Raw genomic sequence first — 15,506 nt, forward strand, 5'->3', positions numbered from 1 at the left:
GGCGAAGTACGTCCTATATAATCAATTGGAAATAAATCAGCGACATCCATCCAATTCTTTAAAGACAGACTATTTTGCCTGCCGACTCAGATTCCTTCGATTACAACGCCGCTTTGCATGCTTGCGCCTTGGGCGACGAGCAGGCGTTGAAGCGTATTTATCTGCAAGACAGCAAGCGTTTGCTTGGTGTGGCTTTGCGCATCGTGCGTCAACGGCATTTAGCCGAAGATGTGTTGCACGATGCCTTCGTCAATATCTGGAACAAGGCTGTCAGTTTCGATGCCACTCGTGGTGAAGGTCGCGGCTGGATCTACAGCGTAGTACGGCATCAGGCTTTAAACATGTTGCGAGATCGTGATCGCGAAGTGTATGCGGACGAAGAAGCCATCGACAACATGCAGCAACAGAATGAAGAATTGATTGTCGATCAATTTGAATTGAATGCCAATCTGGGACAGTTGCAGGATTGCCTGTCCCATCTCGACAGCGCCAAGCGCAACAGTATTTTGTGCGCCTATGTGGACGGCTGCAGTCATAGTGAAATTGCGCAACGCCTGAATGCGCCTCTGGGATCAGTGAAGGCGTGGGTCAAACGTGGTTTGGCCGCATTGCGGGAGTGCATGGGATGAATGAGTCATTCGACGAATTGCAGCATCTGGCCGGCGAGTATGTACTGGGTACATTGCCTGCCGAGCAGCGTCAGCAAGTTGCGCAGCGTATGGACAATGAACCCGCATTGCGTACGGCGGTGGACGAGTGGGAGCGGCGTTTGCTGCCCTTGACCTCACTGGTGGAAGAGCAGGAGCCATCAGTGCAATTGTGGCCACGTATCCTCAAAGATTTGCGTCGCCAGTCAGCGACTGCGCATACAAGTTGGTCAGCTTGGTGGAATGATCTGCGTTTTTGGCGTGGGTTGGCGGCAAGTGGTTTTGCTGCCGCTGCCGTACTTGTCGCGGTGATGATCATGCGTCCAACAACGCCAGTTTCAGGGCCGAACTTTATGGTGGTGCTGGTTGAGCCGCAAGAACGTACTCCGGGCTGGATAGTACAAGCCAGCGCAGACAAACAACTTACCTTGACGCCATTGCGTCCGGTGAGCGTGCCCGGTCAAAAATCCTTGCAGTTCTGGACCAAAGGTGAAGGCTGGGACAAACCGGTTTCACTGGGTTTGGTCGAGCCGGGAAAAACCGTCAAACTGGCGCTGGATAAACTGCCACCATTGCAGGCCAATCAGCTCTTTGAAATCACATTGGAACCGGAAAACGGTTCACCTACAGGCAGACCGACCGGTCCTATCCTGTTCATAGGCAAGGCAGCAAAAATGACATGAGCGCTACGGCGTTCATGTCATGCAAGGTGTGTGGAAGTGGCTATGCTGAACTCTACCGATTCATTGAATCGGATTGCTTTAGTCTTCTATGAGAGTTTGCTTTGCTGTCGAAGCGTAGCGATTACTTGCAATAAGATTTCAATTTCAAGTATCGCTCTACGTCTTGAGTATTTGCACCGACTCTAATTACTGCGTTTTCCAATTCACGCGGCGTTCGTTCAAACCGATCTGCCCAATATCGAAGTTCGTCTTGATTGTCGACCCTGATATGCGTCAAATCCGCTGGTGCGCGATTGCTTGCCTCTATTGACATACGTCTCTCTCTTGTCTCGACTGAAAGTGTTTGTCATCTCGCTGATGTCTCTGTGGACATTCATGGAGTGGCTTTAGTGTCGCGCTAACTTCTTTAAAATTCAAGTGCTAAGTGTTGGTTTGATTGCACGTATCCACAAAATTTTTTCTGAAGCGACAAAGACTTTTGTTTTTGATATGAAAATGTCAAAAATATATTGGCAATCTGAATTTGGCAGTTTGCATCAAGACTAGCTTGAGTCAAGAATAGTGCGGGGAGGGAGCTGCGCAAGTTGCTCATCAGACAGGCAACTTGTGCAGATTGTGCAGGGGATGAATTCTCTTTCAGATCAAGGACATATCTTGCTTGCACTCAGCTTATCCACAGGGCTGTGCACAAAAAGCGTGGATAACTTTTTACCGGTCGGTTTTATCAGTTTATACGCGCGTATTTGTCATTCGATACAGCAGTTACTATTACGCAAATACCGTAGCCCACAAGGCGACGACGGCTGCAATCTCTGGCGCGACTCGCTCCATTTCCACCCTTGCCCGCTCCGCTCCCTGTAGTCGAATCTGGTGCTGCAGTTTGCGGAATGTTCTATACGCATCGGCGACGGTATTCGACAAGGCTGTATCGATCAGTCCCAATTCGCCGCATAACTTCAGCAAGGCAATATTGCCGATGTCACCGGTCAGCCGCGGATGCTGTGCTGAGTCGCGCAATACGAGGAATTGCACCATGAATTCGATATCGATCATGCCGCCGTTATCGTGTTTCAGATCGAACAGGTCAGTGCGATTGGGATGCGCATCGTGCAGCTTTTTACGCATTTCCAGTACTTCTTTCTTCAGCGCGACCGGATCGCGCGTCTGGCGCAACACGCTTTCACGGATCGCTTCGAAGCGTGCACCGATTTCGGCATCGCCGGCGCAGAAGCGTGCTCGCGTTAAAGCCTGATGCTCCCAAAGCCATGCTGAAGTAGTTTGATATTTCTCGAACGACGAAACGGTGGAAACCAGCAAGCCGCTGGCACCGTCGGGGCGCAGTGCGATATCGACGTCGAACAGGATGCCGGCTGGTGTGTGCGCAGTCATCCATGTGATGAAACGTTGCGCCAGCTTGGCGTACAGCGCAGGTGCATCCTGGTCGTCATCGTCATATAGAAAAATCACGTCCAGATCGGATGCGTAGCCGAGTTCTTTTCCGCCCAATTTGCCGTAGGCAATGACGGCGAACTTCGGTTCCTCGCGATGCCGATTCGGCAGACCTTTCCAGATGGTTTGTATGGTTGCTTCGACCAGCTTGTCTGCCAGTTCGGATAAATGGTCGGCCAGGCGTTCAACGCTCATGTCACCTACTAAATCTTGTGCCAGCAGGCGTATCAATTGTGCGTGGTGCATTTCGCGCAGTACGTCCATTTGGCGTTCGGTATCGCCGGGAGTTTCGTCCAGGCGCTCGCGGCAATCGCGCGCAAATGCTTTCCAGTCAGGCGCTGCCTTCAATGTACGATCATCCAGCAGTTCGTCCAGCAGCAGCGGATGGCGAGTCAGGTATTTGGCGGCCCAGTCGCTGGCGGCGATCATGCGGATCACGCGTTCCAGCGCATGCGGATATTCAGTCAGCAAGGCAAGATAAGCGGCGCGACGCGCGATGGTTTCCAGGAAATCCAGCAGACGGCCCAGCGTAGTCGAGCGTGCCTTGCTTACTTTGACTATCAAGGGCAGCGAGGCATTCACCAGCGCGACCAGCTTGTTGCGGCTGGCTTCCGGCAAGGATTGCAGACGCGGCGAATGCCAGGTCGCAAGCAGGCGTTTGGCGGCATCGGCCGCATGGTCAAAGGACAGATTGAGCAAATAGGTTTCGATTACCTGTTCATTATCGGAGTCTGTCAGCACGGCATGCAAGTCTGCCGCGACCTGATCCTCGTCTCCGTTGTCATTCGTTTTATCGCTGAAAATTTCGTCGAATTGCGTGGCGACCAGCGCGCGTTGTTCTTCCAGCGCAGCCAGCAAAGTCGGCACATCGCTATAGCCCATCATCTTTGCAATGGTCAGTTGATCTGCTTTATTCGCTGGAAAGTTGTGGGTTTGTGCATCGTCCAGATATTGCAGCCTGTGTTCGAGATTGCGCAGGAAGGTGTACGCATGCAGCAATTGGGCTACGACTTCCGGTTTGAACAATTCTTTTTCGGCCAGTGTGCGCAAGGTGCTGCGCGTTGAACGATCGCGCAAGGCGGCGTCGCGCCCACCACGTATCAATTGGTGTACTTGTGCGAGGAATTCAATTTCGCGTATGCCGCCGCGCCCCAGCTTGACGTTATTGCTGCGATCGGGGTGGCGCGCTTCCTGGCGCGTAACTTCGGCGCGTATCTGCGCATGCATATTGCGGATCGCATCAATGGAGCCGTAATCCAGATAACGTCTGTAGATAAAAGGCCGGGTGATTTTTTCCAGAGCCGCGATGTCGGACGGCTTGCCGGTTAGTGCGCGCGCCTTGACCCATGCATAGCGCTCCCATTCGCGGCCTTGCACGATCAGGTATTCCTCCACCATATTGAAGCTGGCGGCCAGCGGGCCGGATGCGCCGTTCGGGCGCAAGGCCATATCAACGCGGAAGGTGAAGCCGTCTTCGGTGATTTCCGACAGAGCGGCTATCAATTTCTTGCCTAAGCGGACAAAGAATTCGTGGTTCGACAATTGTCTTTGTTCGGGCGTGGTGGTGACGGTTTCACCATCTTCGGGATAAACGAAGATCAGGTCGATATCTGAAGAAACGTTCAATTCTCCGCCGCCCAGTTTGCCCATGCCGAGCACGATCATTTCCTGCTGCTCGCCTGATTCTGCGCCTATGGGCGTGCCATGGCTGGCAATCATCTCGGTCGTGACGGCAGCCAAATGTGTCTGCACTGCAAAATCGCCAAAGGCCGTCATCGTGTCGACTACTTCGGCCAAGTCGGCCAGTCCGCTCAGATCGCGCTGGATCAGTGTCGAAATGATCAGATTGCGCAAGCGCCGCATTGCCGCCGGCAGGGAGGCGCCTGCATCTGTTTCGGTTTGTAAGATTTCAGCGAAGATGGCCGAGTTCAGGGATAATCTGCCGACTTCGGCAACCTTTTGCGCGCGGGATGCGTCAGCGTTAATCCATCGGGAATAGAACCGGGAAGCAGAAACTGGAGTCAAAGATAGGTTAGGCACGGGCTTGGGAGTATCCTAGAGTTCTTGTCGTTGAGCTTGAGGTAAAAGCTTTGTTTTATTTATGCCAGCCGATTGCCAGCCAGCCTGTTTTATTCTACGCGAAGTAGATTTGCCGACCTTTGATTGATGCATATAGATCCACGCCCACCTGAACAGACCCTGATTGCCAATCGGCTGCAGCTATGCTGGCGCGCGATCCAACAATCGGCTCGCGCTACCAATAGCGTCGGTTGCCGTCTTCTCGGCTGGCTGTTGAAGTTGCTGGTCGTTGCCTACTTCATCTTCTGCGCGCTCTTCCTTACCTTGCGTTATGCAGTCTTGCCGCAAATTTCCGCTTACCGCGTCGATGTGGAACAAGTCGCGACCAAAGCGATAGGGCGCCAGGTTTCGATAGAAACCATTGCCGCATCGTGGCACGGTTTGCGTCCATATTTATCGCTGAGCAATGTCGTGGTCTACGACAAGGACGGCGGAACGGCCTTGCAATTGCCTGCGGTTTCGGCGACGGTTTCCTGGTGGTCACTGGTGGTTGCCGATTTGCGTCTGCACAATCTGGAGATCGACAAACCGAACATGGATGTGCAGCGCGATGCAAACGGCAATTTTTATGTTGCCGGCTTGTTGGTCGATTTAAAAAAAGAGGGTGATGGCAAGGCTGCCAACTGGATACTGTCGCAACGCGAGATTCGCATCAAGGATGGGCAATTGCGCTGGCAGGATAATTTACGCCAGGCTCCGGAATTACTGCTGAGTCACGTCAACATCGTCTTGCATAACGAAGGACGGCACCATCAGTTTGCAGTGAAAGCAACGCCACCTGCTGAGATTGCTGCACCTCTCGATATACGTGCCAATTTCTATCACCCGATTTTTTCTCAAAAAATTTCCGATGCATCGCGCTGGACCGGTCAGCTATATACCGATTTGCGCGATAGCGACCTGGCGGCATGGAAGACTTATCTCGATTTCCCTTTTGATCTGCAGCAAGCCAAAGGCTCTATGCGCGCCTGGCTGTCCTTTGATCGTGCGCAAGTTGCCGACTTCACTGCCGATTTGAGTTTGTCGGATGTGGCTGTGCAATTACGCAAGAATATGGCGCCGCTGGCATTGGCCAATGCAAATGGACGGATTTCTGTGCGCGAGACTCTGGATGGCGGATCTCGCGATGGCGTGCCGACTTTCGGGACGCAGGGACATACGATTTCAGTGGTGGATTTTTCTCTGCAAACTGTCGATGGTTTGAGCTTGCCCAAAACCACGATGAGCGAGCATTACGTTGCCGCCAAAAAAGGCGCGCCAGAACGGATGGAAATTCAAGCGAAATCGCTGGATCTGCAAGCGTGGACCAATTTTGCCGGACGCTTGCCTTTGCCGGAAACGCAGTTGCGCCTGCTGCAGGATTTTGCGCCGCGCGGCAAGCTGAAAGATTTTTCAGCGCAATGGCAGGGCGCGTATCCGAATATTTCTTCCTACAAGATCAAAGGCGATTTTGTAGGCTTGGCGATGAGTGCACAAGCAGCCCGTCTGGCGCGTGCCGCTAGCGCCAACTTGCCGGCGCAAGCTGCCATCCCTGCAATTCCCGGTTTTGAGAATTTGACTGGTCATGTCGATGCGAGCAATCAGGGCGGGACATTCACGCTGGCATCGGAAAAAATCAAACTGGATTTGCCTGGTTATTTCACAGAACCGAAGATCGATCTTGATGCATTGAAAGTGGATGCGAAATGGACCTTCCAGAAAAACGATCAGTTGCTGCTGGAATTGCAAAAGATGAGTTTTGCACGTCAGGGTTTGGTCGGGTCGTTTGCCGGCACGCAGTTGATGTCTATGCAAAGCCAAGTGCCCCATGCGCTGGGCACCATCGATTTGACCGGTAGTTTGACCGGGTTGGAACTGAACAAGGTACGCGATTACCTGCCATTGGCCATGAACGAACATTTCCGCTCGTGGCTGGGCAGCGCCTTGATTGATGGCACGCTACGCGATGGCTACCTCAAGGTCAAAGGCGATTTGAATCATTTCCCGTTCCGTACGCAAAAGCTAGGTGAAAAACCGAAAGGCGAATTCATTTTCGGCGGCAAGATCGATAACGGTGGTTTGAACTACGCACCCGATATGTTTGGCAAAGACGGCAAGGTGCCGCTGTGGCCTTTGCTGGAAAAAGTCAAAGGGACAATTCTGTTCGACCGTACCCGTATGGAAATCAAGGGCGAAAGCGGCAAAACCCACGGCGCAGAAGTATCGAATGTGAAAGCAGTGATTGCGGATTTGCTGGCAAACGATCCTGTGCTCGAAATCGATGGTCATGCAGCTGGTACCTTGCAGGACATGGTGCAATACACGGTAGACAGTCCGGTTGCAGGCTGGATAGGGCACTTCACCGATGAAACCAAAGCAACCGGCAACGCCACGCTCGCGCTGAGTCTGAAATTGCCGCTGAATCAAATGATAGAAGCCAAGGTGCAGGGCGCGCTGAAGTTTGCCAACAATAATGTGATTTTGCAGAATGGCATTCCATCCTTGATGCAGGCAAACGGCCAGCTGGATTTCGATGAAAAGGGGCTAACCCTGAAGGGTATCAAGGCAAATTTCCTCGGTGGTCCTTTGACTGTCGCCGGCGGTACGCAAAAAGACGGCAATATTTTGATCAAGGCAGACGGCACGATCACGGCTGCCGGTTTGCGCAAGAACTATCCCGCGCCAGCGATGCAAAAACTGATAGACAAAATAAGTGGCAGCACACGCTTTGGTGTCGCTATCAGTGTCAAGAGCAAGCGAGTCGAGATTGTGGTCGATTCCAATTTGCGCGGCTTGGGTCTGGCTTTCCCTGCACCTTTGCAAAAATCGGCGAAGGATGCGTTGCCCTTGAAGATAGAACAAGCCAGCCTGCTATCCGACAACGCGGCGGTCATGCGTGACGGTATCAAGCTTTCATTGGGTTCATCGATGGTGGCTAGTTATCTACGCGAAAAAAATGCAAACGATTTTGCCGCCGCCTGGCGTTTGGTACGTGGCGGCATAGGCGTCAATACGCCGGCACCTGAACCGGATAGCGGCTTGATGGTGAACGTCAATCTGCGTTCGCTGAATATTGACGAGTGGATCGGTGTCGCGTCGTCGCTTACTGCGACGAGCGGCAAGCCTGAACAAAAGAAAATTGCAGACTCGTCAGACGCACTCAATATGTCGCAATACGTGGAGCCGAATGTGCTTGCTGCGCGTGCTAACGAATTGATTTTGATGGGCAAGAAATTCGACGACGTCGTGGTTGGTGTATCCCATGAAACCAGCGTGTGGCAGGCCAATATCGACTCGGCGCAGGCATCGGGTTATCTAACCTGGGTCGAGTCTTCGTCCGGTCGTGGTTTGGGTAAAGTCACCGCGCGTCTGGCGTCTATGGTGATCCCTAAATCAGTTGGCTCGGACGTCAAGAATTTAATGGACGGTGTAGACAGCACGACAGAAATGCCGGCGCTGGATGTGGTCGCCGAGAACTTTGAATTGTTCGGCAAGAAGCTCGGACGCCTTGAACTACTCGCAAATTATGTGCGCGCAACAGAAGGGCGTGAGTGGCGCATACGCAATCTGTCGCTTGCCAATCCGGATGCGACTCTGACGGCTAAAGGAAACTGGTTGGCGAAAAATGGCGGTAACGTTTCCAGCCTCGATTACAGTTTGAATATCACGAACGCCGGCAATCTGTTGAATCGTTTTGGCTTTGTCGATGTGCTGCGTGGTGGCAAGGGCAAGATGGACGGTGATATCAGCTGGAAAGGTTTGCCGTTTTCATTTGATATTCCCAGCTTGTCCGGCAACATCAATCTCGACATTGCATCCGGACAGTTCCTGAAGGTTGAGCCGGGTGCTGCCAAGCTGCTCGGGGTATTGAGTTTGCAATCGATACCACGTCGCTTGACGCTGGATTTTCGTGATGTGTTTTCAGAAGGTTTTGCATTTGACGGCATTAACGGTAGTGCGCGCATTTCCAATGGCGTGGCGAGCACTGACAACCTCAAGATGCGCGGTGTCAGCGCAACGGTACTAATAGACGGTACCGCCAATATCACCAAGGAGTCGCAGAATCTGCGTGCGGTTGTGATACCAGAAATAAATGCGGGTGCCGCGTCGGTTGCGTATGCCTTGGCGATCAATCCTGTCATCGGTGCCGGCACTTTCCTGGCGCAGTTATTCCTGCGTGAACCGCTGGCGCGTGCATTCACGTTTGAATATGCGATTACCGGACCATGGAGCGATCCAAACGTGAGCAAGGTCGATCGCAAGGCGGAACCGGCCGCGCCAAAATCAGGCATTGCAGAACCCAGCATAGAGGGCTGAATCATGACCAATTCCCTGACACGTGTAGCTGCCATACAAATGGTCTCTACACCTTCGGTTGAAGAAAATATCGCTACTGCACGTCGCTTGATTGCAGACGCCGCACGCCAGGGCGCGAATCTTGTTCTGCTGCCTGAATATTGGGCGGCCATGGGCATGCATGAAAACGACAAGCTGGGTTTGGCGGAGCAAATTGATGTCGGGCCTATTCAAAGCTTCATGGCTGAAACTGCACGCGAACATCAAGTGTGGTTGATAGGCGGTACCTTGCCGATGGCTGCATCGGTAGCCGACAAGGTATTGAATACGATGATGGTCTACAACCCGGCTGGCGAGCGGATAAAGCGTTACGACAAGATTCATTTGTTCAGCTTTACCAAGGGTGCGGAATCGTACGACGAGGCACGCACCATCGCGCAAGGCACAGAAGTCACAAGCTTCGATGCACCTTTCGGCAAAGTGGGTTTGTCGGTTTGCTACGACTTGCGTTTTCCCGAGTTGTATCGCGCGATGGGCGACTGCACACTGATCGTTGTGCCGGCTGCATTTACCTATACAACCGGCAAGGCACATTGGGAAATTTTGTTGCGCGCACGTGCCATCGAAAATCAATGTTATGTGCTGGCAGCTGCGCAAGGTGGACGTCATCAAAACGGCCGCACGACATGGGGACACAGCATGCTGATTGATCCGTGGGGTGAAATCAAGGCAGTGTTGCCAGACGGCGAAGGCCTTGTAATCGGCGATATCGAACCCAACTATTTATCCGGTATCCGGGAAAATCTTCCAGCCTTGAAACACCGCAAGCTGTAACTGCATTGCAGTGTTTCAAGGGGCTTTGAGCCAGATGCTCTACAATTCGTTATCCGAATCAATTTTGTTTGCGCATCAACGCGCAAATGGCAAATAAACAATGACTCCATTTGAACCAAATCTGAAAACCCTTGCCGTTGCGCGCGATGTATTGCTGACGCCTTTCGGCCTGGACGAATCCATCCTGATCAAGACCTTGGGAACGATGTTTACGCATCGCGTCGATTACGCAGATTTGTATTTCCAGTTTACGAAGAGTGAAGGCTGGAGTCTGGAAGAAGGCATAGTCAAAACCGGCAGCTTCTCTATCGACCAGGGTGTCGGTGTGCGCGCGGTATCCGGCGACAAGACAGCTTTCTCGTATTCGGATGAAATCTCCGAACGTGCATTGAATGAAGCAGCGATTGCGACGCGCACGATTGCGCGTCAGGGCGCAGGCAAGATCAAAGTGGCTTCAGCGATACAACAAGTAGGTGGTCGCGATCTGTATTTGCCGAATGATCCATTGACATCGCTGGACGCAACAGAAAAAGTAAAACTGCTGGAAAAAATCGAACGCATCGCACGCGCAAAAGATCCGCGCGTAGTGCAAGTGATGGCTGGCCTCGCTGGTGAATACGATGTCGTTCTTGTCGTACGCAGTGATGGCGTGTTGGCCGCTGATATTCGTCCACTGGTGCGTGTCTCGATCACAGTGATTGCAGAACAGAACGGTAGGCGCGAAATGGGTTCCAGCGGTGGTGGCGGTCGCTACAGCTATGGCTATTTCAGTGATGAATTGCTGGAGAAATATGCGAGCGAAGCTGTCGCTTCCGCACTGGTCAATCTTGAAGCGCGTCCGGCTCCTGCCGGTCCGATGACAGTCGTACTCGGACCTGGCTGGCCAGGCGTGTTGTTACATGAAGCGATTGGCCATGGACTGGAAGGCGATTTCAATCGCAAGGGTTCCAGCGCATTCTCCGGTCGTATCGGTGAACGCGTTGCTGCCAAAGGCGTGACGGTAGTCGATGACGGCACCATCGCCGATAGACGGGGTTCGCTGAACATCGATGATGAAGGCAATCCTACCCAATGCACGACGCTGATCGAAGACGGTATCTTGAAGGGCTATATTCAAGACACGATGAACGCACGCTTGATGAAGATGCCTGTCACAGGCAACGCGCGTCGTGAATCCTTCGCGCATCTGCCTATGCCGCGTATGACGAATACTTACATGCTCGGTGGCGACAAAGACCCGGCGGAAATTCTGGCATCGGTAAAAAATGGTTTGTACGCAGTCAATTTTGGCGGCGGTCAGGTCGATATTACCAACGGCAAGTTCGTGTTCTCGGCGAGTGAAGCCTACATGATCGAAAACGGTAAAGTCACGTATCCGGTCAAGGGTGCAACCCTGATCGGTAACGGTCCGGATGTATTGAACCGTGTCTCGATGATAGGTAACGATATGCGCCTGGACAGCGGTGTTGGCGTTTGCGGCAAGGAAGGTCAGAGCGTGCCGGTAGGCGTCGGTCAGCCGACCTTGCGCATCGACGGCGTGACCGTAGGCGGAACGGCTTGATGTTTGTTGGCATTCTTCCAAAATTTGTTTGAATGCCAAGCCATTTTCCAAGCTTTTCTTGCCAAATCACCTGAATTATTGCAATATTACCGACAGATCAAACAGAATTCAGTATAGATATGACTGCTTCGCGCTTCCAATTTTATTTTTACTTTAGCTATTCCAGCCCAACGGCGGTGGAGAAGCGGTAAGCGCGCAGGTAAAAAAGCTTAAACCGAAATTCTTTAAATAACCGCCCGCGATGGCGGTTTTTTATTTTTTGCAGAACAGATTTTGACCGGAGAAAAACATGCCACGCACAGATGATTTACGGATTAAAGAAATGAAAGAATTGACACCGCCGTCGCATTTGATCCGCGAACTGGGCGTTTCCGAAAAAGCAGAGACGACCGCTGCCGATGCGCGCATTGCATTGCATCGGATCTTGCACGGCCAGGATGATCGTCTGATGGTGGTGATCGGGCCATGCTCCATACACGACACCACAGCTGCGATGGAATACGCAAATCGTCTGGTGAAAGAACGTGCACGTTTTGCCGGTGAACTGGAAATCGTGATGCGCGTCTATTTCGAGAAGCCACGCACCACGGTCGGCTGGAAGGGTTTGATCAACGATCCGTACATGGACAACAGCTTCCGCATTAATGAAGGTTTGCACATTGCGCGTGAACTGCTATTGAACATCAATGAACTCGGCCTGCCGGCGGGTACTGAGTTCCTTGACGTCATCAGTCCGCAATACATTGCCGACCTGATCAGTTGGGGCGCGATCGGTGCACGCACGACAGAATCACAGATTCATCGCGAACTGGCTTCCGGTTTGTCCTGCCCTGTCGGTTTCAAGAACGGTACCGACGGTAACGTGAAAATTGCAGTCGATGCGATCAAGGCTGCATCGCAGCCGCATCATTTCCTGTCAGTCACCAAAGGTGGTCATTCGGCAATCGTTTCGACCAGCGGCAATGAAGATTGCCACGTCATTTTGCGCGGCGGTAAGACGCCTAACTATGATGCAGTCAGTGTCGAACAAGCTTGCAAGGATATCGCAGCGAACGGCCTGGCATCGCGTTTGATGATAGATACCTCGCACGCCAACAGCTCGAAAAAACCGGAAAACCAAATCCCGGTGTGCGCTGATATCGCAAAGCAGGTTGCCGGTGGCGATACGCGTATCGTCGGCGTGATGATCGAGTCGCATCTGGTTGCTGGTCGCCAGGATCTGATTCCGGGCAAGGAACTGGTTTATGGTCAATCGGTAACGGACGGTTGCATCAGCTGGGAAGATAGCCTGGGTGTATTGGAAGGCTTGGCAGAAGCGGTCAAACAACGTCGTCTGAAAGATCCGGACGCATAAGCGATAGCAGTAGAAGCAGTCGCAGAACTTGCAGCAGAAAATAAAAACGGGCACTGAATTCAGTGCCCGTTTTTTTATTGCATCCGACTTTAATATCGTTTGGTCAAAACCATCTGTTCGCCTTCGCGTCGCATCTCGGTACGATTCAAAAAGGACATGCCAAGCAGGGCAAAACTCAAACCGTTTTCCTGCACCAGCGCATCGACCTGGTTCAAGGTGATATCGCCTATCTTGACTGAATTCAACACCACCTGATACGCCGTTGTAACGCCGTTCGCCGTATTGACGTAGGCAGTCTGGCCTTTCTTGTAATCGATGCCCAAACGCCTTGCATCTGCGGCTGGCAAGGCAATCAGGGACGCACCGGTATCCACTAGCATGCGCATCGTGCCACCGTTGATTTGCCCTTGCACCATGAAGTGACCGCGGCCATCCGCTTGCAAAGTCACGCTGCTGGGGCCGGACGGAGCAATACGATTGACGTGTCCACCTATATCGATTTTTTGTTTTTTGCCGCTGGCATCGAAGGTTGCAGTGGTTTCGTTGACGTCGACCAGTTTGATACCGGAGGTCACCGTATTGCCGACCGAGTAGGTCTTCGGCGAACCGCCATCGATCACCAGCACGGCCTTGCCGGGGAAGAGGCCGATAACACTGATATCTGCCGCCTGGACTTGCAGCGCGGTGCAGCAAAGAATGGATGCGATCAGGGTACGATTCATGGCAGATGTCGTTGATATGAAAACAATGATTCTGTCACGAAATGTTCGTGATTTGGAAGGAAACGCGATGCCGCGATGAGGGCAGCAACAAACTGTCGCTAAATTGCCCAATATGGAAGAAATGCCGGCAAGCGAGATTCACTTGCCGGCATCTGCATAACAGTAGTTGTTAAAAACAGCGTTTAATGTAGAAAGTGCGGTGGGAAATGCTGCCGGAAATCAGTCGCGGAAGTTATTGAATTCCAGTGGCAGATCGGCAACTTCCTTGCGCAACAAGGCCATTGCATCTTGCAAATCGTCGCGTTTTGCGCCGGTGACACGAACTGCATCGCCCTGAATGCTGGCTTGCACTTTCAGCTTGCTGTCTTTCAGGATGCGCACGATTTTCTTGGCTGCTTCGGTTTCGATACCGTTCTTGATCTTGACAACTTGCTTGACCTTGTCGCCGCCGATTTTTTCTATCTTGCCGCGATCGAGGAAACGTACATCGACATTGCGTTTGACCAGCTTGTTGGTCAACACGTCCAGAACCTGATTCAACTGAAATTCCGAATCGGCATACGCGGTCAGGTCACGTTCTTTTTGTTCTACGCGGGCATCGCTACCCTTGAAGTCAAAACGGGTCGTGATTTCTTTTCCTGCCTGATCGACAGCATTCTTGACTTCAACCATATTGGCTTCAGAGACGGTATCAAAAGACGGCATGATGATTTTCCTTATTGTTGCCTGGCTCGCGACAAATGCCGACGAAGACCAGCTTGTTTATCCAGCTTACCCATCAGGAGTGCACTCCGATTTGTCCGCCATTCTAGCGGACAAAAAAACGAGGGGCTAGGGCTGTGGATGGTGAGCAGAGATTATAATCGCCCACTATGGCTCATTCTCTCCCGATTCAGTACGATTTTTCCCTGCGCAACCATAACACCTTCGGGGTGGAAGCGAATGCACATGCGTATTTGCCGATTGCCTCGGCCGATATGCTGGTCAAAGTCAAAAGTGATATCACGCTTGCCGCCATGCCGCGTCTGGTATTGGGCGGCGGCAGCAATATTCTATTGACCAGGGATTTCCCCGGCCTGGTTTTGCATATGGAAATCAAGGGAATCGAGATTGTCGGTGAAGATGATGATGCGACTTATGTGCGCGCTGCCGCTGGTGAAAACTGGCATCAATTCGTGCAATGGACTTTGGCGCACAATCTGGGCGGACTGGAAAACCTGTCGCTGATTCCCGGTAGCGTGGGAGCTGCGCCGATACAGAATATCGGCGCTTACGGCATAGAGATCAAGGATCGTTTTCATTCGCTGACGCTGTTTGATTTTGAAACCGGCGAGCAAAGTACGCTGGATAAAGCAGATTGCATGTTCGGTTATCGCGATAGCGTGTTCAAACATTGCTTGCGCGATAAAGCCGTGGTGCTGGATGTGACTTTCGCCCTGCCAAAGAAATGGCAAGCCGTGATTCGTTACGCTGATGTGACGCAAGAACTGGCGGCGCGCAAGATTGCAGAGCCGACTGCGCAAGACATCAGCGCCGCAGTGATTGCGATTCGTACGCGAAAGTTGCCCGATCCTGCAATGATAGGCAATGCAGGTAGTTTCTTCAAAAATCCGGTAGTGACTCCATTACAACGCGACGCACTGCTCGCGACTTATCCGCAATTGGTCAACTATGCGCAGCCGGATGGCAGCGTCAAACTGGCGGCAGGCTGGTTGATAGATCAGTGTGGCTGGAAGGGTAAAACTGCGGGTGCGGCCGGTGTCTATGAAAACCAGGCACTCGTGCTGGTGAATCGCGGCGGTGCCAGCGGGACCGAGATCGCGCAACTGGCCGCTGCCATTCAGGCCGATGTAGCGCAACGTTTCGATGTGCAACTCGAACCCGAACCTATTTTCCTTTGAT

At 52.4% G+C, this 15,506-nt stretch carries 11 protein-coding genes; 7 read left to right on the top strand and 4 right to left on the bottom strand.

Annotated elements, in window-relative coordinates:
- The first annotated feature begins 74 nt into the window (after positions 1-74).
- Positions 75-629 (top strand): sigma-70 family RNA polymerase sigma factor, encoded by a 555-nt coding sequence (locus Hfont_RS08000; protein WP_112991877.1) that lies wholly within the window; start codon positions 75-77, stop codon positions 627-629.
- On the top strand, positions 626-1,330 hold the full coding sequence (locus Hfont_RS08005; RefSeq protein WP_112991878.1) for an anti-sigma factor: 705 nt from the start codon (positions 626-628) through the stop codon (positions 1,328-1,330). The genes Hfont_RS08000 and Hfont_RS08005 overlap by 4 nt, the downstream gene beginning before the upstream one ends.
- A gap of 121 nt (positions 1,331-1,451) precedes the next feature.
- Here the strand turns inward: Hfont_RS08005 and Hfont_RS15315 are convergent, their stop codons facing one another.
- Together Hfont_RS15315 and glnE are read right to left on the bottom strand one after the other, a co-directional pair.
- Positions 1,452-1,643 (bottom strand): DUF3606 domain-containing protein, encoded by a 192-nt coding sequence (locus Hfont_RS15315; RefSeq protein WP_112991879.1) that lies wholly within the window; start codon positions 1,641-1,643, stop codon positions 1,452-1,454.
- Positions 1,644-2,098: 455 nt separating this feature from the next.
- Positions 2,099-4,819, bottom strand: a complete 2,721-nt coding sequence (gene glnE / locus Hfont_RS08015) for a bifunctional [glutamate--ammonia ligase]-adenylyl-L-tyrosine phosphorylase/[glutamate--ammonia-ligase] adenylyltransferase (RefSeq protein WP_112991880.1) — start codon at positions 4,817-4,819, stop codon at positions 2,099-2,101.
- Between the two features lie 126 nt (positions 4,820-4,945).
- On the opposite strand from glnE, the gene Hfont_RS08020 reads away from it, so the two are divergent.
- The 4 genes from Hfont_RS08020 to aroG all read left to right on the top strand — a co-directional run bounded on the left by Hfont_RS08020 (position 4,946) and on the right by aroG (position 12,882).
- On the top strand, positions 4,946-9,154 hold the full coding sequence (locus Hfont_RS08020) for a YhdP family protein (RefSeq protein WP_112991881.1): 4,209 nt from the start codon (positions 4,946-4,948) through the stop codon (positions 9,152-9,154).
- Between the two features lie 3 nt (positions 9,155-9,157).
- On the top strand, positions 9,158-9,967 hold the full coding sequence (locus Hfont_RS08025; RefSeq protein ID WP_112991882.1) for a carbon-nitrogen hydrolase family protein: 810 nt from the start codon (positions 9,158-9,160) through the stop codon (positions 9,965-9,967).
- A 100-nt stretch (positions 9,968-10,067) separates the two neighbouring features.
- Positions 10,068-11,528 (top strand): metalloprotease TldD, encoded by a 1,461-nt coding sequence (gene tldD, locus Hfont_RS08030; RefSeq protein ID WP_112991883.1) that lies wholly within the window; start codon positions 10,068-10,070, stop codon positions 11,526-11,528.
- Positions 11,529-11,817: 289 nt separating this feature from the next.
- A complete protein-coding gene (aroG, locus tag Hfont_RS08035) occupies positions 11,818-12,882 on the top strand; it encodes a 3-deoxy-7-phosphoheptulonate synthase AroG (RefSeq protein ID WP_112991884.1) in 1,065 nt (354 codons plus the stop codon).
- 89 nt (positions 12,883-12,971) lie between these two features.
- Here the strand turns inward: aroG and Hfont_RS08040 are convergent, their stop codons facing one another.
- Positions 12,972-13,604 (bottom strand): retropepsin-like aspartic protease family protein, encoded by a 633-nt coding sequence (locus Hfont_RS08040; protein WP_112991885.1) that lies wholly within the window; start codon positions 13,602-13,604, stop codon positions 12,972-12,974.
- Positions 13,605-13,823: 219 nt separating this feature from the next.
- Positions 13,824-14,309, bottom strand: coding sequence for a YajQ family cyclic di-GMP-binding protein (locus Hfont_RS08045; RefSeq protein WP_112991886.1), 486 nt, complete (start codon positions 14,307-14,309; stop codon positions 13,824-13,826).
- 167 nt (positions 14,310-14,476) lie between these two features.
- On the opposite strand from Hfont_RS08045, the gene murB reads away from it, so the two are divergent.
- Complete coding sequence (gene murB / locus Hfont_RS08050) at positions 14,477-15,505, top strand: UDP-N-acetylmuramate dehydrogenase (protein WP_112991887.1); 1,029 nt, start codon at positions 14,477-14,479, stop codon at positions 15,503-15,505.
- Position 15,506: the final 1 nt, after the last annotated feature.

Origin of the sequence: Herminiimonas fonticola, assembly GCF_003293745.1 — a bacterium.
Classification (GTDB): Bacteria; Pseudomonadota; Gammaproteobacteria; order Burkholderiales; family Burkholderiaceae_D; genus Oxalicibacterium; species Oxalicibacterium fonticola.